This window comes from Microcystis flos-aquae FACHB-1344 (assembly GCF_014698375.1).
Lineage (GTDB): Bacteria > Cyanobacteriota > Cyanobacteriia > Cyanobacteriales > Microcystaceae > Microcystis > Microcystis aeruginosa.
This window is the reverse complement of sequence record NZ_JACJSW010000230.1, coordinates 1-19,693: the sequence shown is the minus strand read 5'-3', so window position 1 is coordinate 19,693 and position 19,693 is coordinate 1. Positions and strand designations below refer to the sequence as shown.

The following is a 19,693-nucleotide window of genomic DNA, read 5'->3' as shown; positions in this document are numbered from 1 at the left end:
TGGCAGAGTTGGAAAAACAGATTAATCGACTTCCCCATTTGCCAAAGTGGTTTGTGGAAATCCCTTATCAAACCACTTGACTATTGGATCATCTTTTTTATGGAGTTCTCTTAGATGCGGCCTTGTCAGGCGATCGCCACCAGGTAATTTTTGCCTCTGGGAAAGGGTTTGATAGTAAAACGTTTAACGTCCCTTCTGGGAAATATCTGGGATGGTATCTAGTCGCTAACGGGACAACAGATCAGGCGATCGCCAAGGGGGGAAATGCCCCACCGGTTTTCTTTTCCTATGCGGCGGCCAATGAGGATGGTTTAAATCATGTCCATGCTCAACAGGATAGTCAGACCTGGGCCTGGGAAGATTTTTGGGGCGGTGGCGATCGCGATTTTGATGATTTAGTGTTTCGGTTCAGTTTTGGGGAACCAATTGGAGAACCGATTCAGTTACCGTCTTTGAGTATTGAAAATACCACAGTGACGGAGGGGAATACAGGAACTCAATCTGCTAATTTTACAGTTCGTTTATCAGCCCCTACAAACACAACAGTAACGGCTCAATTTACAACGAAAGATGGAACCGCCCAAGCGGGGACAGATTATGAATCCTCAACGGGAATTTTGACGTTTGCACCGGGAGAAGTGGAGAAAAAGATCGCAGTTGCTGTAAAGGGCGATACGATTAGCGAGCCTACGGAAACCTTCACGGTCAATTTAACAGGAGTGACCAATGCTATCCTGATTCAAGGTGAGGGAATTGGCACGATTCTAGATAATGATAATTCGCCGAATCCACCTGATAATAACCCTCCTGTCACCGATGCAGATAAGACTATTACTTTACCAGAAGATAGTCAACCTATCCCCTTAAATATTAATCCACCTACAGATATTGATGGGGATACTTTAACGGTTTCTGTCACTCAATTACCAGATAACAGCAAAGGAAGAATCACTTTAGCTGATGGTACAGTTATTAATGTGGGTGATGAGATTTCGATTAATTCTCTAACTTCTTTGCTTTACAGACCTTTAGCAGATGTTAATGGTAATGGGGGCAATTTTATTTATACTGTGAGTGATGGTAAAGGCGGTAGTGATAGTCAAACCATTAGTTTTGTTATCACCCCAGAGAATACCTCTGTTAATAACCCTCCTGTCACCGATGCAGATAAGACTATTACTTTACCAGAAGATAGTCAACCTATCCCCTTAAATATTAATCCACCTACAGATATTGATGGGGATACTTTAACGGTTTCTGTCACTCAATTACCAGATAACAGCAAAGGAAAAATAACTTTAGCTGATGGTACAGTTATTAATGTGGGTGATAAGATTTCGATTAATTCCCTAACTTCTTTGCTTTACAGACCTTTAGCAGATGTTAATGGTAATGGGGGCAATTTTATTTATACTGTGAGTGATGGTAAAGGCGGTAGTGATAGTCAAACAATTAGTTTTATTATCACCCCTGAGAATACCTCTGTTAATAACCCTCCTGTCACCGATGCAGATAAAACTATTACTTTACCAGAAGATAGTCAACCTATCCCCTTAAATATTAATCCACCTACAGATATTGATGGGGATACTTTAAGGGTTTTTGTCACTCAATTACCAGATAACAGCAAAGGAAAAATCACTTTAGCTGATGGCACAGTTATTAATGTGGGTGATGAGATTTCGATTAATTCTCTGACTTCTTTGCTATACACACCTCTAGCAGATGTTAATGGTAATGGTGGCAATTTTGTTTATACTGTGAGTGATGGTAAAGGGGGGAATGATAGTCAAACCATTAGTTTTGTCATTACCCCTGAGAATACTTCTGGTAATAATTCTCCAGTAACAGATGCGGATAAAACTATTACTTTACCAGAAGATAGTCAACCTATACCCTTAAATATTAATCCACCTACAGATATTGATGGGGATACTTTAACGGTTTCTGTCACTCAATTACCTGATAACAGCAAAGGAAGAATCACTTTAGCTGATGGTACAGTTATTAATGTGGGTGATGAGATTTCGATTAATTCTCTAACTTCTTTGCTTTACACCCCTCTAGCAGATGTTAATGGTAATGGTGGCAATTTTGTTTATACTGTGAGTGATGGTAAAGGCGGTAGTGATAGTCAAACCATTAGTTTTGTTATCACCCCAGAGAATACCTCTGTTAATAACCCTCCTGTCACCGATGCAGATAAGACTATTACTTTACCAGAAGATAGTCAACCTATCCCCTTAAATATTAATCCACCTACAGATATTGATGGGGATACTTTAAGGGTTTCTGTCACTCAATTACCAGATAACAGCAAAGGAAGAATCACTTTAGCTGATGGTACAGTTATTAATGTGGGTGATGAGATTTCGATTAATTCTCTAACTTCTTTGCTTTACACACCCCTAGCAGATGTTAATGGTAATGGTGGCAATTTTGTTTATACTGTGAGTGATGGTAAAGGAGGTAGTGATAGTCAAACCATTAGTTTTATTATTACCCCTGAGAATACTTCTGGTAATAACCCTCCTGTCACCGATGCAGATAAAACTATTACTTTACCAGAAGACAGTCAACCTATCCCCTTAAATATTAATACACCTACAGATATTGATGGGGATACTTTAACGGTTTCTGTCACTCAATTACCAGATAACAGCAAAGGAAAAATCACTTTAGCTGATGGCACAGTTATTAATGTAGGTGATGAGATTTCGATTAATTCTCTGACTTCTTTGCTATACACACCTCTAGCAGATGTTAATGGTAATGGTGGCAATTTTGTTTATACTGTGAGTGATGGTAAAGGAGGGAATGATAGTCAAACCATTAGTTTTGTCATTAATCCCAATAACTTAATTGTTTCTGCTGTTTCCGCGAATAATGCTCCTGAATTTACGACTAATCCTGAGTTAAAGATTATTGTCGGTAATGATTATAGTTATGATGCAAATGCCGTTGATGCGGATAATGATACCTTATTCTACTCCCTCTCCCTTGCCCCTGATGGTTTAACCATTGACAATAATACTGGTGTTTTAAGTTGGCAATCCCCAACAATCGGCAATTATAACATCTCTATTTCAGTGGAAGATGGTAAAGGGGGAAGGGATACCCAAACTTATAATTTAGGGGTAGTAACCAACGTTATTGATTCTCAACCAAATCGTCCTCCAGTATTCGTTTCCAATCCCGTCGTTTCTGGTAATCTCAACACTGAATATCGTTATGATGCTGATGCGACTGATGCTGATAATGATAATTTAACCTATTCTGTCATCAATGCCCCCAATGGTTTGGTAATCAATCAGAGTACAGGTGTTGTTACATTCACTCCCACCGTCTCAGGAGCAACCGAGATAACCTTACAAGTTGATGATGGTAAGGGTGGTATTGCGACTCAGGTTTATACTTTATTGGTGTTAGAAGAAGAAACGGATAATTATGCACCTGTCATCATCTCTGAGCCTATTCTTAAAGCTAGTACCAGTCAAAATTATGTTTATGATGTTAATGCGATTGATCCTGATGAGGATAATTTAACCTATTCTTTAGTTGATGCTCCTCAAGGAATGAGCATTGATAATTTAACAGGAGAAATTGTTTGGAATACAGCAGGTAAAACTGTTGGTAACTATGATATTTCTGTTAAGGTTACGGATAATCGTGGGGGTGTGGATACCCAAGAGTTTGTTATTGCGTTAAATAATGCTTTATTAGGAACAATTGAAGGGGTTAAATGGGAAGATACCAACGGTAATGGAATATGGGATTCAGCTAATTTTGAGGATTTTTCTGTAGATGTATCTTCTTTAATATTGTCTGGAGATACTGCAATCGTAGATAATGCTTTAAGGCTATCATTAAATAGTTTCTACTCATCTGGGAATGCTTTATTAAAAAATCCCTTTAACCTTGTTCGAGATAGTAACCAAAATCTATTATTTTCTACTAACTTCAAATTTTCTATTTCTGAATCTAGCGGGCTTGGGGATGAAGATGGTGAAGGTGCGGATGGTATAGCTTTTATTATCAGTCCAACAGATACCATTGGTAGTGCAGGGGGAGGAATTGGTTATGAAGGCTTAAACAATACTGTTGTTGTTGAATTAGATACATTTAATAATGGTAGCCAAGATCAAAATAATGGCAATCATATTGGTATTAATGTTAATGGAAGCACAACTTCTATTGTCCAAGCTAATATTCCTACTCGCTTCAATAATGGAGAAATTTGGAATGTTTGGATTGACTATAATGGCTCGTCACAATTACTAGAAGCTAGAGTCTCTCAAGACTCTAATCGCCCTACACAAGCCACTGTTTCCGCAACAGTTAATATTGCTGAAATTCTCGGACAAAATGAGTTTTTTGTCGGTTTTACTTCTGCTACAGGGGCAGGATTAGGAAACCATGATATTCTTTCCTGGACATTTATTAACAATGAACCTGCTTTAGAAGGAATTACCGTCTATCTTGACTCAAATAATAATGGCACTTTTGATAATAATGAGCCTAGTCAAATCACCGATGAAAACGGAAAATATCAATTCACTGGTTTAGAAGCAGGTACTTATATTGTCAGGGAAATTATACCCACAGATTATAAACAAACTTATCCTGGTGGACAACCTACAGATTCTCTAGGAGATGGTTTTGCTGATGTTATTCTTGACTACTTTAACAGTGGAGCAGGAACGTTTAATGAACCTTATGGAGCAGATAATGATGGCAATGGCCCTGTTTTAGTCAGTGTTGATATTATTTTAGGAAGTGATACTTTAGGAGCATTATCACTTCCTACAGGCTCTTATGTAACTGTTGGTTTTACTGACGAAATTATTATTGATAAACCGGGTAACGATATTTTTATTCCAGAAATCGGATTTGCTGGAGAACAAGCAGAAGTTTACGTTAGTTCTAACTTAGAAGATTTTGTCTTACTTGGAATTGGAGATGGCGGAACAACTTCAATTTTTGATCTTGCTTCAATCAATTTTAACCAACCAGTCCGAGCTATAAAAATTGTTGGACTTGACAATAATGGACTAAGCCCAGGTTTTGATGTTATTAATGTACAAGGATTACCCGGTAGCATTGCTAGTCCAGATTTTTATACTGTAAAACTCAAAGCAGGAGAAACTGTTAGTAACATCAATTTTGGCAACCAAAAAATTGATCAACCTATCCCCAATCAGGCTCCCGTATTCACTAGCACAGCGCCTCAAACTGCCCAAATAGGACAATTATTAACCTATCGAGCCACTGCTACCGATGCCAATAATGACAGGTTAACCTATAGCTTACTGAATCAACCTGAAGGCATGGCAGTTGATGCAGAAACTGGTAGCTTAATTTGGCAACCGAAACAAAATCAAATCGGTAATAATCGAGTAGTTTTGCGAGTGTCTGATGGTAAAGGAGGCATTGCTACTCAAGAATTTTTCCTCAATACTAAAGGTATTAACACCCCACCGCAAATTATCTCCTCTCCTAACACCGTTACCCTGATTAATAATACCTACAGCTATGAAGTAAGAGCCACTGATTTTGATAATGATACCCTAACCTATAGCCTAATTAATCCCCCGGAAGGGATGACCATTAATGCCAATACTGGCCTAATAGTATATACCCCTACTAACTTAGGAAAACAAACCGTTGAAATCAAAGTTAGCGATGGTTTTGGTGGGACTAACACCCAATCCTATCAATTACAAGTTTTAGCTACATTAGACAACAACTTACCTAGTATTACCAGCACACCTAAAATCATCATTGGTGCTGGGGGATTATATCAATACGATGTCGAGGCTAATGATCCCGAAAATACCGCTATTAGCTACAATTTAACGGTTAAACCCAATGGGATGACTATTGATACAAATACAGGTTTAATTACTTGGCAAACTCAAAACACCACTAACGGTGATTTTCAAGTTACAGTCACAGCGACGGATGCAGATGGTGGGATTGCCTATCAAAATTACTATATCCGAGTTACCCCTAATCAGGCACCGATTATTAATTCTCAGCCGTTAGAATTAGCTCAATTAGGCGTTACTTACAAATATGATGTTATTGCCAAAGATGCAGATAACGACACTTTAACCTATAATCTCTTACAAGCGCCTCAAGGTTTAACAATTGATCAATTTGGCCGTATTCGTTGGCAATCTGCATCCCAAAATCAAGGTATTTATCCTGTGACGATTCAAGTCAGCGATGGACGCGGGGGAATCACCACTCAAACCTATAACTTAACCCTTAGCAATGATGATATTACTAATCCGGTAGTGGAATTAGGCTTTAATAGTAACCTGATTAATATTGGGGAAAGTATTAATTTCCAAGTTCGAGCAACGGATAATATCGAAGTTAAAACCCTCACTTTAACGGCTAATACAACTCCGCTAACTCTTAATCCTAATAGTCCCAATGGACAAATTAATACTGCCACTTTTGTCGGTCAAAAAGCAGGACTTTATCAAATTGTTGCTACTGCTACCGATGCAGCCGGTAATCAGGATACAGAAACAATTGAAGTGCGGGTACTTGATCCCAGTGATACCGAAGCACCTGTTGTTGAAATTAACAAGACTAACTTAGAAGCCACCCAAGGCATTATCAAGTCGCCTACAGATATTATTGCTACCATCACAGATGATAACCTCGAATTTTATCGAGTGGAAATTGCCCCGATTGAAGCAGTTGATTTAAGCAATATCGGGGAAAATGATCCAGATTATACTTTATTGACAAAAGGCACTCAAAATATTACTAATCAGCAGGTAGCTAATCTAGATCCTCGTTTGTTGGCAAATGGAAGTTATCTAATAAAAATTACCGCTTTTGATTTTAGTGGTAATGGTAATGTTCAAGGCGTTATTTTAAATGTGACAGGACAAAATAAACCGGGTGACTTTTCTTTAGAATATACCGACCTATCTATTCCTCTAACCGGTATTCCCATTGAAATTGTCCGTCGTTATAATAGCTTAGAAAGTGCAAGCCAAGGAGATTTTGGCTATGGTTGGGATTTAGGTTTACAAGATGCCAAAATTGTCGAATCCTCCCCCGATGGACGAGATTTAAGTGAGGCTAATTCCGATTTCTTTGGAACTTCTAATACCTTCTCCGTCGGGACACGAGTAACTTTAAATACTCCCGATGGCCGCCGCGTTGGATTTACTTTTAATCCCGTACCAGTTTCTGCTAGTTTCTTCGGTGCAATTTATGCTCCTAAATTTACTCCCGATGCTGGTGTATTTGATAAATTGGAAGTAGAAAACACTCCGTTAACTATTCGTAGTGACGGTACAGTAGGAGCCTTTCTCTTTAGTTTCTTGGGTTATAATCCCTCGCAATATAAATTAACCACCAAAGATGGAACGGTTTATAACTATGATCAGAATTTTGGTTTAATTGATGTCACCGACAGAAATGGCAATAAATTAACCTTCTCCGATGAGGGTATTATTAGCTCAACGGGTGCTGAAATTGACTTTATTCGAGATGCTCAAGGTCGCATTACTGAAATTATCGATCCTGATGGTAAATCTATTAAATATGTTTATGATAGCAACGGTGATTTAATTGAGGTGATTGACCGCACTAATAACACCACCCAGCTAGTTTATGATGACCCCAATCGTCAACACTTCTTAACAGAAATTATTGATCCCTTGGGACGCAGTGCGACTCGTACAGAGTATGACGAAAATGGACAAATCAGCAAAATTATTGACGCTAACGGTAATGAATTAAATATCACCTTTGATAATGCTACTAATAGCCAAACTGTTAAAGATCCTTTTGGTAAGACTATTACCCGGGTTTTTGATGCTCAAGGTAATGTTATTCAAGAAGTTGATCAATTAGGGGGTATTACTTTACGCACTTACGATGAAGATAATAACCTGTTAAGTGAAACCGATCCCGAAGGTAATATCACCAGTTATACCTATGATAGTCGAGGTAATAAGCTGACAGAAACCGATGGGGAAGGTAACAAGAAAACCTTTACTTATAACCAAAGTAACGACATCTTGACAGAGACTACTGCTTTAGGTTTTGTCACCACTTACACCTATGATAATAACGGTAATCTCACTAAACGGGAAGACACAGAAAGCAATGTTACTGAATATAAATATGACTCCTTGGGACTTTTAACCACTGTCACCGATGCTAATGGTAAAATTAGTAACTTTAAGTATGATAATCGTGGTAACTTAACTGAATTAACCGATCCTACGGGAGCAAAAACCACCTTTACCTATGATAGTAATGGACGAGTAGCGAGTGTTACTGATGCTTTGGGTGCTATTACTAATTATATCTATGATGCTCAAGGACGCTTGATTGAAAAAGCTGATCCTGAAGGGAGTAGTTGTGGTTGTGCAAGGGGTATTACTAAAACCGAATATAACGCCGCTGGGGAAAAAGTAGCAGAAATAGACGCATTAGGAAGACGCACAGAATACCGTTATAATGATCGTGGTTTATTGATTGAAACCATCTTACCTGATAGCACTCCTGATAATTTAAGCAATAACCCTCGCACCAAAAATGAATACGACGCTTTAGATCGTTTAACGGGTTTTATTGATGAATTAGGACGTAAAACTATCTATATTTATGATGCTTTAGGGCGAGAAATTGAAGTAATTTATCCTGATAGTACCCCTGACAATTTAACGGATAATCCCCGCACTAAGAAAGAATACGATAAAGCTGGGCGAAAAATTGCCGAAATTGACGAATTAGGTAATCGTACCGAATTTAATTATGATCAAGCTGATCGCCTTTTAACTGTTACTAATGCCCTCAATCAAATTACCAGCTATAATTATGATGCAGACGGGCGACAAATTGCCATGACAGATGCGTTAGGGCGCATCACTGAGTATGATTATGACGAGCTTGATCGTCTTCTTACCACAACTTATGCTAATAATGCTGTAATGACTACCACTTATGATCCTTTAGGACGAGTGATAGCAGAAACCGATTTAGCAGGAAATACCAGTAATTATGAATATGACGCTTTAGGAAGACTAACGGCGGTAATTGATGCTTTAAATCAACGCACTGAGTATAAATATGACTTAGTGGGTAATTTAATCGAGCAAAAAGACGCAAATGGTAATATCACTAAGTTTGAATATGACAGTTTACGCCGTCTAAAAGCTACCATCTTACCTGGTGGACAACGTAACGAGACAATTCACGATAAAATCGGTAATTTAATTAAAGTAACCGACTTTAATGGAGCAGTCACCACCTATAAATATAATGAGCGTAACTGGTTAACCGAAAAATCCTTCTCTGATGGTACAGCTACGGAAACCTTTACCTATACCTTGACGGGGGAATTAGCTACCGTTATCGATAATCGAGGGATGACAAATTATGTTTATGATGAGCGTGACAGATTAATTAGTCGTACCGAACCCGATAACCGTACTATTAGCTATACTTACGACAAGGCTAGTAATATTCTTACCTTAACCGTACCTTCAGGCACAACCACTTATACTTATGATGGGTTGAATCGCCTTGATACTGTTAAAGATGCGGATAATGGAGTAACAGACTACGATTATGATGCGGTAGGTAACTTGGTTAAAACCGTCTTCCCCAATGGGGTGACAGAAAATCAACAATATGACTTGTTAAATCGCTTAACCTACCTCGAAAACCGCAATGATGCGGGTATTATTTCTAGTTATACCTATACCCTAGATGCGATGGGTAATCGGGTGAAAGTGGTAGAAAATGATGGTCGTACAGTGGAGTACACTTATGACAATCTCTATCGTTTAACCCAAGAGAAAATTACTGACACTGTAGCAGGCAACAAAACGATTACTTACAGTTTTGATGTAGTAGGAAATCGTTTAGAAAAAGTGGATTCAGTGGAAGGTAAAACTACCTATAACTATGATAAAAACGACAGATTGTTAAAAGAAATCCTTGGCGGAAATGTTACCCAATATCAATACGATGATGAGGGTAATCTCCTTGCTAAGGTAGAAAATGGCGCAACTACCACTAATTATGAGTGGAATGCTAAGGGTGAATTAACCGCGGTAGAAGTCACGGAAAACGGCGAAACCGGACGCATCGAGTTTGAATATGATCATAATGGTATCCGAGTGGCGATTGATGTGGATGGTGAGGTGACTCGCTTCTTAATTGACAATAATCAACAGCAATACGCCCAAGTGATTGAGGAATATCAAACTAATGGTACAGTTAATACTACCTATACTCACGGTTGGGATTTAATCTCTCAAAATGACGGTGCAAATCGGATTTACTATCAAGTGGATGGTTTAGGTAGCACTCGTTTGATGACGGGTAATAATGGTTCTGTCATTGTAGAATATGATTATGATGCTTATGGTAATTTAACCCGTAAGGTCGGGGATGCGGAGAATAATTATCTGTTTGCGGGTGAGCAGTTTGATGATGCGGTAGATGGTTATTATTTACGAGCAAGGTATTATGATCCTAATACCGGGCGTTTTGCTTCCGTTGATCCCTTTGAGGGTTACAATAATCAACCGATAACCTTGCATGATTATTTATACGCTGGGGTTAATCCGGTAAATGCGATCGATCCTAGTGGGGAAGTGGCTTTCGTTGAGTATTTAAAAAAAGCAACTATTACAACAGTTGCTTTTTTGGCTAGAAATAAAGAACCAATTATTAAAATAGTTGAATTTCTTATAGAGAGTTTTTATTTTATTGGTCAACTTCTTGATCCTACAATTCAAACCCCTCCTACAGCACCACCAGAACCAACTAGAAAAGAAAGTCCTGCTAATCCTTCGGGTAATCCTGCTAATCCTTCAGGTAATAATGGAGGAGGCGGTAAACCACCACCTAATAGCCAACCACCTAATAGCCAACCACCTAATAATCCACCTCGCAATCCAGACCCAAAAGATAATAGACCAGCAAATCAGAGTCCTCCCAATCCTCGTAGTCCCCAAGCTAGACCTCCTAGAATGCTTAGAGGACGTGGTTTCTTTAGATAGCGATCGCCGCTCTTGTAGGGTGCGTTAGGCGGCGATAATTTCTGTTAAAAAACCAAAATTAACAATCCGCCGTAACGCACCAACTTCATCATTAAATTGGTGCGTTACGCTTTCGCTAACGCACCCTACTGGACTGTTTCAGCTAAAATAGGACAATAGATTTCGGCTTAAAGTCTTAGATTATAGAATTTATAGCATTTTTCTAATACACCAAATTAACTGAAACAGTGCGATCGCCGATCTTGTAGGGTGCGTTAGGCGGCGATAATCTCTGATAAAAAACCAAAATTAATAATCCGCCCCACGCACCAACTCCATCATTAAATTGGTGCGTTACGCTTTCGCTAACACACCCTACTGGACTGTTTCAGCTAAAATAGGACAATAGATTTCGGCTTAAAGTCTTAGATTATAGAATTTATAGCATTTTTCTAATACACCAAATTAGCTGAAACAGTCCACTAGCTATGATACCTTGGGAGTATGACAACGACAAAATTTGAGAGTGCGCTGTTTAGGGGGAGATTGAACTAGAATTGAGTTTATGAACTTACAATTTGAGTGGGATAACCCCAAGGCAAAACTTAATCTCAAAAAGCATGGCATCAATTTTGAGGAAGCCAAGGCTGTTTTTCGAGAGCCTTTAGCCTACATTTTTGATGATGAGTGGCATTCGGTCGGTGAAAAACGAGAAATTATTATCGGACACGATGACAAGAATCGTCTTTTAGTAGTTTGTTTTACTGAAATAAATCAAATGATTCGTATTATCAGCGCACGTTTAACAACCAAAAAAGAACGCCAAGACTATGAAAAATACACAGGATTCTGAAACCAAACAAAATTTACAAGATGACCTACTTCCTGAATATAACTTTGATTATACTAAGGCTCATCCTAATCGTTTTGCTTCTCAGGTAAATGAAATAAAAATAACTGTCACCTTAGAACCAGATGTCGCTAAAGTTTTCAAAAATTCTGAAGATGTAAACAAAGCACTGCGAGCTATCTTATCCGCTATCCCTGAAAAATAAGCCTGATCTTGTAGGTTGGGTTGACAACGGAAACCCAACATCATCCCCCGATTATTCTTCATGTTATGGGTTGGGTGGCACTTCGTTTAGCTCAAACTGCGAATGATTTTTATTATCTTTGCTCATATAATCAGGAATCTTAACCCTATGCTCTGAAATTATGATACTCTAATCCCAGAGCTTGATTCAGAGCATTTGTAAGATTGTAATATGAGTATTAGCTGGAAAGAAGGAGAACCCTTACCAAATGCAGATCAAGCCGAAATAGACTTGCGAAAGTTTACCGATTACTCATTGCAACCTAACAACCCTTAAAATCAAGGAAAATGGATGGGATTTGCCATGATAGGTTATTCTGTTGAAACTCAAGAAGGCCGTCAAATTGCAACTCAAGATATAATTCAACAAATTCGTCAAATTTTACCTTATGCACCAGCCTATAAAAGCAAAAATAATCCCTATGGTATGAGATTAAAAGTTACAATTAGGATCAAAGGTTTTAATGGAGGGCAAGGAAATTGAATCACAATCTGGCAAATAGATCAAGGCAAAATTATTCCTAGATTAATTACAAACTGGTTAGAAGTTTACAGCTAAAGGAGCAAAACATAATGAAAGCAAAAATTAATGATTCGATTCAAACTTTAATAGATATAACCGCCGATTTTTCAGATTTAATTATTCCTAAAGGAACAATTGGTGCAATGGTTGAATGCTATCCTAATCCTGAAGCATACGCTATTGATTTAATGATTTATAATCCTAAAGTCATTGGTGGTTTTACTTATGAAAATGTAATTTTATCTCCTGAACAATTTATTGTTATTTCTTCTCAATCAATATCAGTGCGATCGCCTGATCTTGTAGGTTGGGTGATCGGTACTCAACCCAACATCATCCCCATGATGCTCTAATCTTGTGTCGTGATCTTGTGATATTTTGGTTGAGAGTGCGATGTTGAAGGCACTGCGTAGCAGCACGCTAATTCATAAATTATCGAATAATTCATAAATTATCAAAGGAGATTGTCATGAAAGGAGAATTAACCGCCATCATTGAAGCAGCAACAGAAGGGGGATACTGGGCGATTTGTCCTGAAGTCCTAGGTGCAAATGGTCAAGGAGAAACCATTGAAGAAGCCAAAGAAAGCTTAAAAAGTGCTATTCAACTAATTTTTGAAGATCGTTTAGCTGATATTCGTCGAGGACTATCAAAAGAAGCGATCGAGGAGACAATTTCCATTCCATGAAACGTCAAGAATTAGAAAAAAAGTTGCGGAAAGCTGGTTGTTATCTTAAGCGAGAGGGTGCATCTCATTCTCTTTGGATTAACCCTCAAACTGGGGTCATTGAAGCTGTACCACGACATACAGAAATCAAAGAATTTTTAGCACAAAAAATTCTCAGAAACCTGAATGCCCAATAGTGCGATGCCGAAGGCACTGCCTAGCAGTACGCCGATCTTGTAGGGTGTGTTAGACGGCGATAATCTCTGATAAAAAACCTAAATTAACAATCCGCACCCCACGCACTAACTTTATTATTAAATTGGTGCGTTACGCTATCGAAAAGCGCATCCTAGTAGTTATTGCGATCTCCTGTAGCTCGTGTTGAGAGTTAAATAGAGCAAATTATAAATTATTAAAGCAAAATCGATGAGAACCATTCCCTTAACTTTAGAACAGCTTATTTAAGCAGTACAACAATTGTCGCCTGATCAACGAATTGCGATCGCCTGATCGGGTAGAGAACAGGGACGTATTGCCTAAGACGGATAACAGAAGGTAGGGGTAAGTCACGACTCCCTGATCACTAAATTTTGATAAGCTAAGAGACAGTTAATTATAATTTCGTCGTCAATCCTATGATTTTGCCAGGTAGTACCGTTCGAGTCACCAATCCCGATGATACCTACTATAAATTTGAAGGTTTAGCCCAGCGTTTAAGCGATGGGAAAGTGGCCGTTCTTTTTGAGGGGGGTAACTGGGATAAGTTAGTTACCTTTAATCTCTCGGAATTAGAAGAAGTAATTATTGCCCCCGCTAAAGGCAAAAAATAACCATGCGTCCACCCTTACCGCAATTAGCCACGGATAACCGCCATCCCGATCATATCGCCGAAGTTATCGAGACGACGACGACCGAGTTTTTAGCGCAATGTTTGGAACCAGAGGAGTTAAATTTTCCTTTTATGCCCGCTTTTGGTAGTTGGGTAAAAGCCTACGATGAAGAAACGGGTAATAAGATTTTTGGGATTGTCACCTTTGCCACCACTGCACCGATCGATTCGGTACATCGCGCTAGAGCTTTGGGGTTGTCTTTGGCTGAATTGCGGGAACAACAGCCGCAGATTTTCGCTATGTTAAAAACGGAATTTCGGGCAACTATTGTCGGTTTTGAAACCCTGCCAGGACAATTTAATGGCAATGGTGCCGGGCGAGGTTATATCTATCAATATATTCCTCCCCGGCCTCCACAAATTCATCAGGCAGTTTATCAATGTGAGTCGTTAGAAGTAGTTTATTTTAGTGAACAATTAGACTTTTTACGAATTTTATTACAGGTCAAAAATACTCCCGTGGAAGCTTTGGCAGCTGCTTCTATCCGTCAGATGTATCAATTGCGTCAAGCCGATCGACAATGGTTAGTGAATGTGGGCAGACAGTTAAGTGTTTTACTTAAGGATGATTATGATCGCTTGCGTTATATTCTCAGTCAAATTCATATTAGTCCTTAGATGATTCGGCTTGGCTGATTTTAATTATGAATTGTCTTCTGAGCAATTCTTCAAACTCCGAACCAAGTTAACTTGTGGATACTTTGCACAATTAGCATTCATATCTGGATTGCGGCAAAGCCGATTATCTTCAAGCATTGTAACGGCTAAGATGAGCGGCGGCTATCAACTTCATCCGTCTTTCGGGCAAACCTCAAAAGCCAACTCGTGTCGATAAAAACACACATTGAACTCTGCAAAGAAGTTCATGTGTCCAAGAATTACAGGTATATCTCTCATCTTAGTCCAAGCGAATCCAAGCAGAACAGAAGGGAATTGTGCAATTGCACCAGATACAACCAAACCTCGTGAATTGCTTTGAGCCAAGTTTCCGCTCAAGGGAATGGATACTGTTTGATTTTCCCAGACTGCTCCTAGCTGTAGTCCAATCTCGTAGGGTAGAACATTGACACTGGCACCAGTGTCCAGCAATGCTGTCACTTCTAGAGAACGATCGCCCAGTGTGAGCATTAAAGGGATATATGGCATGATTACTGATCGCCCTAGGTTGTCTCTTCGTTCAGTAAATGAATAGCGTTGTCCATCAAGCATTGGATGTTCCCTTTGCAGCAATCAGAAGCTCCGACAATGCCTGCACTGCTGCGCTATCGGTTTGAGGCGACCATAGCACGGCTTCAGTGGATGCGAGTTGCTCAAGCAGTACATTTTCTCGATCAGGTTCTCTAGTTGGTTCTAGGCTGCATCCCTCTTCTTTGGCGACTGCTAGGAGCAGAAAGTGAATGAGTCGAAGCTTATCTTGGTGAGATAACTGATTAACTGTGGGCAACAGTTGACTGAGTGACATATTGTTGACTCTGGAGAATACTTCTCTCCATTATAGGTTCGATCGTTATCTCCCCCCAGGGTGCGGTTAGCTTATTGGGAACCATGGTCGATATATTGTGCTAAATCTAGATCAGAATCGGTGATAGCCATTATCTACGCCTTAATATAGTCAATCGATCGCTATTTTCTCATTTTATGGAAATCGCACAGCAAAGTCATGTCTCGTTAACCTAGAAATTCAGAGACTAGCAAAAATCCAGTAACCTAGGAAGAAACCGTCACAAGTGAAGACTAGGAGACAATAGACCTATGTTAGAAGCCTATCACCGACACGTTGCCGAGCGAGCGAAATTAGGTATCCCTCCCCTTCCCCTCAATGCCCAACAAACGGCGGAATTATGCGAAATACTCAAAAATCCGCCCGAAGAACTCAAGGGAGAATTGCTGACCCTTAACGAGGTTTTGGAATTATCCGACACCAATCCCTATGCTAACAGGTTATCGATGCTTAGGCCAATGGCGCTTGGTTTATCGCTAAACCGAAACTTGCTAACCGGCCCGATATTCCCCTCCATGCTTTGGTATGTTAGAAACCTGTGTTGTCAAATCAGAATATGAAGAATGAATTGCTACACAACGAAAGCCCTGCTCTTACCCAAAAATGTTATCACCCATGAACACTTTTAATGAATTAGAAGAACTGGAAGCTTTTCAGCGCCGTTTAGAGTCTGCTCGTCTGCGTCGTCGTCAGTTGGAAGAGCAGCGCAGACAACTGGAGAATGAATATACTTCCTACGATACACCGGAAAAACTGAAAGGACTGGCTGAAATTGCCGAGACAGCTACTGAATCACCGACTTTTAAGGCAAAATTTTGCCATTTTTATCATCGAAGAGCGACGAGAACGACAGCAGATATAGTGGAAGGGGTGATCGGAATTACCTTTGGCAGCAATATCCCCTTAGCGATCGTAGCCCTAATTATTATTAAACTCTTAAGGATGCTTCTGGAAAACCGTCTTGATGATTATTGCGCTCAGTTTGGAGAAAACGAACCAGAATCAAGATAAAAACCTAAGATGCCTCATTAACAGATATTTCAGCTTTTTTGAGGGCAATTTGCCATTCTAAGTCAGCTATTTCTCGATCGAGTTCGACAATTTCACTATTAACTTGCTTTAAATCGGCGATAATTTCTTGTTTACTGCGTTTTCTACCGTAGATAGCCAGTTCATCCTCTTGTAATTTCTCAAGGATAGAGTCTAGGGAACCGGTTAAATCGGCCGAGGGACTATCCATAATACCTAAACGCATTAAGACCTGTACCGCTTTGACAACGTCTTGCTGATAAGCTTCTCTAGAAGGGTAATCTTGGGGGTTTTTGAGATTTAAAGCGTCAATGATATTCATATTCCATCTTATGAAGGTTAAATGCGAAACTGTGATTATGTCACACTTAATATACCTCAAGTTTCTGAGAAATTCCCTAAAAGGGATTGCAATATCTTTTATTTTAGAGTAGAAATGCTTGATTGTCAGTAGCGGTTATTGCCTTACAACAATCACAAATTTTTGTCTGTTACAATTTATACAAAATGCCCTGGGATTACCCCGACTGAAAACTCAAATCCGATTAGTGATCACTGATCACTGATTGCTGATAAGATTGTTACGAAAATATAAACACGAAATTCTATAGTTAGCCATGACCCAAAACGGAAGCTCGAAGTCGATCGTTGTCTCTCCCTCGATCCTATCGGCGGATTTTAGTAAATTAGGAGCCGATATCGAGGCTGTGGATAAGGCAGGAGCCGATTGGATTCACGTTGATGTGATGGATGGTCGTTTTGTCCCGAATATCACCATTGGACCCCTGATTGTCTCCGCTATTCGTCCCTATACGAAAAAACCTTTAGATGTGCATTTAATGATCGTGGAACCAGAAAAATATGTGGCTGACTTTGCGAAAGCGGGTGCTGACATTATTTCTGTTCACGCTGAACATAATGCTTCTCCCCACCTCCATCGTACTCTTTGCCAAATCCGCGAACTCGGTAAACAAGCGGGTGTGGTGTTAAATCCCTCCACTCCCTTAGATTTAATCGAATATGTGCTGCATTTGTGCGATTTAGTCCTAATTATGAGCGTTAACCCCGGTTTTGGTGGCCAGAGTTTTATCCCGGAAGTTGTCCCCAAAATCCGTCAATTACGTCAAATGTGCGATGAAAGAGGCTTGGATCCCTGGATTGAAGTGGATGGCGGCTTAAAACCGGCTAATACTTGGCAAGTTCTCGAAGCGGGTGCTAATGCGATTGTAGCAGGTTCGGCGGTATTTAATGCCCCCGATTACGCGACGGCGATCGAAGGTATCCGTAACAGCAAACGTCCCCAACCTCAATTAGCCACCGTTTAATTGCCGCGGGGGTGGGTTAGCTGTTGACTAATTATCTTGCTATTCGCACTAACCCACTCTGCTGATTTGTTCTAAAACCTGCCGCCATAAAACCGAATTAGAGACGGCTAAAACTTCGCTAGAATCAGCTTGTAGGGGATTACCTGACCAATCGCTAATTATTCCGCCCGCACCTTCAATAATCGGAATTAAAGCACAAAAATCGTAGTATTTCAGGTCTGATTCTAGGATTACCATCGCCATGGCAGTGCAGCCAGTGGCTAACATCATATAGTTATAACAATCACCCCCAAAAGCGGTACGTTTACAGACGCTTTGCAGCTGACGAGCGATCGCTTGCTGTCGTTCTGTGATAAACATTAAGGGAGTGGTGGAGGCTAAACAGGCATTTTTTAAGACAAGTTCCCGATCTTGACGGTAGGGATTAACAATCATCTGGTTATTATAAAGACTCGCTTTTCCCTTCACTCCTAACCAGCGATCGCCTAAAATCGGTTGATCGACAATTCCTAAAATCGGTTGATTTTCTGCCACTAGGCCGATTAAAGTCCCAAAAATCGGTAATCCCTTGACAAAAGAGGATGTGCCATCGATGGGATCTAATACCCAATAACGACCACTTTGGGAGGGAATATTGGCTCCTTCTTCCCGAATAACCCCATCTTCAGGCAATTCTCGCCGAATAATCGCCACCATCGCCTCCTCAGCTTCTTGATCGGCGATTGTTACTATTGAGGAAACTTGCTCGAGTTTTGTCTCGGTTTCTAGATGGGGCTGCCGAAAATAGCGCCGGATAATCTCTCCAGAAGTGTCCGCTAATTGATGAGCTAGTTGGATAGTGCGATCAATATTCATGAGGGGAAACAATACAGCAGAATTTAGAAGACAGGAGACAGGAGTAGGGAGTGTGGGAAGTGGGGAGGTGAGGGATTTAGCGGAAATTTGCCTATCACCCTAAATCCCTATTGCCTCTTGCATAGTGCGATCGATATTCATCAATAAAAGTTATCCATACAGGAAAACAATAATATTTATTTATGGTAAAGGGAAGTGGGGAAGTGGGGAAGTGGGGAAGTGGGGAAGTGGGGGATTTAGCGGAAATTTCCCTATCACCCTAAATCCCTATTGCCTCTTGCATAGTGCGATCGATATTCATCAATAAAAGTTATCCATACAGGAAAACAATAATGTTTATTTATGGGAAAGGAGAGATGGGGAAGTGGGGAAGTGGGGAAGTGGGGGAAATTTGCCTATCACCCTAAATCCCTATTGCCGCGTCGAACCTAGAACTATCAATGGGTAACAGTTTGATTTTGACTCCATAATTAAATTAGTCAACGATCGACTCAATCTCAAGACGAGAAAAAATTAATCTATTAGGAGTTTAGCTGATGACGGCTTTTACGGAAAATGACCTAAAAAGGTTAGAAAATCTGATTATCAATGGACAAAAAGCGATCGAAACTCGTTTAATGGGACTTAAACGATCAACAAGAGTATAATAGAGTATAATCGTTATAGAATAAGCACTTTACGTTGAAAAATCGGCGATGAAAGAGACAACCCCAGCTGCGATGCCTCCCTGCTTTGACCGATGGTGTCGGCGGTTTGACAATTGCTTCAAAAACGAAGCGCA

The 19,693-nt window shown here is 39.8% G+C and carries 14 protein-coding genes and 1 pseudogene; 12 read left to right on the top strand and 3 right to left on the bottom strand.

Annotated features, from left to right (window positions below):
* Window positions 1-83: 83 nt before the first annotated feature.
* From H6G48_RS26680 to H6G48_RS24770, 9 genes are all read left to right on the top strand, one after another.
* Window positions 84-11,051 (top strand): Ig-like domain-containing protein, encoded by a 10,968-nt coding sequence (locus H6G48_RS26680; RefSeq protein WP_242034769.1) that lies wholly within the window; start codon window positions 84-86, stop codon window positions 11,049-11,051.
* Window positions 11,052-11,595: 544 nt separating this feature from the next.
* Entirely contained in the window at window positions 11,596-11,883 is a 288-nt protein-coding gene (locus H6G48_RS24805) for a BrnT family toxin (RefSeq protein WP_190723741.1), read from the top strand.
* Complete coding sequence (locus H6G48_RS24800) at window positions 11,861-12,085, top strand: hypothetical protein (RefSeq protein ID WP_002782285.1); 225 nt, start codon at window positions 11,861-11,863, stop codon at window positions 12,083-12,085. Before H6G48_RS24805 ends, H6G48_RS24800 begins: the two co-directional genes overlap by 23 nt.
* A 330-nt stretch (window positions 12,086-12,415) precedes the next feature.
* On the top strand, window positions 12,416-12,607 hold the full coding sequence (locus H6G48_RS26675; protein ID WP_242034768.1) for a hypothetical protein: 192 nt from the start codon (window positions 12,416-12,418) through the stop codon (window positions 12,605-12,607).
* Window positions 12,608-12,696: 89 nt separating this feature from the next.
* Window positions 12,697-12,999, top strand: a complete 303-nt coding sequence (locus H6G48_RS24790) for a hypothetical protein (protein WP_190723740.1) — start codon at window positions 12,697-12,699, stop codon at window positions 12,997-12,999.
* 116 nt (window positions 13,000-13,115) lie between these two features.
* Window positions 13,116-13,334 (top strand): type II toxin-antitoxin system HicB family antitoxin, encoded by a 219-nt coding sequence (locus H6G48_RS24785; protein ID WP_190723739.1) that lies wholly within the window; start codon window positions 13,116-13,118, stop codon window positions 13,332-13,334.
* Window positions 13,331-13,510: a type II toxin-antitoxin system HicA family toxin gene (locus tag H6G48_RS24780; protein WP_002782277.1), complete on the top strand. Its 180-nt coding sequence runs from the start codon at window positions 13,331-13,333 to the stop codon at window positions 13,508-13,510. Before H6G48_RS24785 ends, H6G48_RS24780 begins: the two co-directional genes overlap by 4 nt.
* 438 nt (window positions 13,511-13,948) lie before the next feature.
* Window positions 13,949-14,143: an NAD(P)H dehydrogenase subunit NdhS gene (locus H6G48_RS24775; RefSeq protein ID WP_002759298.1), complete on the top strand. Its 195-nt coding sequence runs from the start codon at window positions 13,949-13,951 to the stop codon at window positions 14,141-14,143.
* 2 nt (window positions 14,144-14,145) lie between these two features.
* Complete coding sequence (locus tag H6G48_RS24770; RefSeq protein WP_002759297.1) at window positions 14,146-14,820, top strand: HAS-barrel domain-containing protein; 675 nt, start codon at window positions 14,146-14,148, stop codon at window positions 14,818-14,820.
* 171 nt (window positions 14,821-14,991) lie between these two features.
* Here H6G48_RS24770 and H6G48_RS24765 read toward each other — a convergent pair whose 3' ends face one another.
* Window positions 14,992-15,411 (bottom strand): pepsin/retropepsin-like aspartic protease family protein, encoded by a 420-nt coding sequence (locus tag H6G48_RS24765; protein WP_041804458.1) that lies wholly within the window; start codon window positions 15,409-15,411, stop codon window positions 14,992-14,994.
* 543 nt (window positions 15,412-15,954) lie between these two features.
* Here H6G48_RS24765 and H6G48_RS24760 point away from each other — a divergent pair.
* A pseudogene (locus H6G48_RS24760) lies at window positions 15,955-16,229 on the top strand (bifunctional aconitate hydratase 2/2-methylisocitrate dehydratase); the annotation flags it as partial.
* A gap of 89 nt (window positions 16,230-16,318) precedes the next feature.
* Window positions 16,319-16,714 carry a hypothetical protein gene (locus H6G48_RS24755; protein WP_036396888.1) on the top strand — a complete coding sequence of 132 codons (396 nt, stop codon included), beginning with the start codon at window positions 16,319-16,321 and terminating at the stop codon, window positions 16,712-16,714.
* A 4-nt stretch (window positions 16,715-16,718) separates the two neighbouring features.
* Here the strand turns inward: H6G48_RS24755 and H6G48_RS24750 are convergent, their stop codons facing one another.
* The gene (locus tag H6G48_RS24750) at window positions 16,719-17,054 is read right to left on the bottom strand and encodes a hypothetical protein (RefSeq protein ID WP_190723738.1); all 336 of its coding nucleotides are present in this window, start codon (window positions 17,052-17,054) and stop codon (window positions 16,719-16,721) included.
* A gap of 295 nt (window positions 17,055-17,349) precedes the next feature.
* On the opposite strand from H6G48_RS24750, the gene rpe reads away from it, so the two are divergent.
* Window positions 17,350-18,057, top strand: a complete 708-nt coding sequence (gene rpe / locus H6G48_RS24745; RefSeq protein WP_061431496.1) for a ribulose-phosphate 3-epimerase — start codon at window positions 17,350-17,352, stop codon at window positions 18,055-18,057.
* A 48-nt stretch (window positions 18,058-18,105) separates the two neighbouring features.
* Here rpe and hisN read toward each other — a convergent pair whose 3' ends face one another.
* Window positions 18,106-18,912: a histidinol-phosphatase gene (gene hisN / locus H6G48_RS24740; protein ID WP_190723737.1), complete on the bottom strand. Its 807-nt coding sequence runs from the start codon at window positions 18,910-18,912 to the stop codon at window positions 18,106-18,108.
* Between the last annotated feature and the right edge of the window lie 781 nt (window positions 18,913-19,693).

Coding starts and splice junctions, on each gene's coding strand:
- H6G48_RS24805 (WP_190723741.1), top strand. CDS start 11,596: ATGAACTTACAATTTGAGTGGGATAACCCCAAGGCAAAACTTAATCTC.
- H6G48_RS24800 (WP_002782285.1), top strand. CDS start 11,861: ATGAAAAATACACAGGATTCTGAAACCAAACAAAATTTACAAGATGAC.
- H6G48_RS26675 (WP_242034768.1), top strand. CDS start 12,416: ATGGGATTTGCCATGATAGGTTATTCTGTTGAAACTCAAGAAGGCCGT.
- H6G48_RS24790 (WP_190723740.1), top strand. CDS start 12,697: ATGAAAGCAAAAATTAATGATTCGATTCAAACTTTAATAGATATAACC.
- H6G48_RS24785 (WP_190723739.1), top strand. CDS start 13,116: ATGAAAGGAGAATTAACCGCCATCATTGAAGCAGCAACAGAAGGGGGA.
- H6G48_RS24780 (WP_002782277.1), top strand. CDS start 13,331: ATGAAACGTCAAGAATTAGAAAAAAAGTTGCGGAAAGCTGGTTGTTAT.
- H6G48_RS24775 (WP_002759298.1), top strand. CDS start 13,949: ATGATTTTGCCAGGTAGTACCGTTCGAGTCACCAATCCCGATGATACC.
- H6G48_RS24770 (WP_002759297.1), top strand. CDS start 14,146: ATGCGTCCACCCTTACCGCAATTAGCCACGGATAACCGCCATCCCGAT.
- H6G48_RS24765 (WP_041804458.1), bottom strand. CDS start 15,411: ATGCTTGATGGACAACGCTATTCATTTACTGAACGAAGAGACAACCTA.
- H6G48_RS24755 (WP_036396888.1), top strand. CDS start 16,319: ATGAACACTTTTAATGAATTAGAAGAACTGGAAGCTTTTCAGCGCCGT.
- H6G48_RS24750 (WP_190723738.1), bottom strand. CDS start 17,054: ATGAATATCATTGACGCTTTAAATCTCAAAAACCCCCAAGATTACCCT.
- rpe (WP_061431496.1), top strand. CDS start 17,350: ATGACCCAAAACGGAAGCTCGAAGTCGATCGTTGTCTCTCCCTCGATC.
- hisN (WP_190723737.1), bottom strand. CDS start 18,912: ATGAATATTGATCGCACTATCCAACTAGCTCATCAATTAGCGGACACT.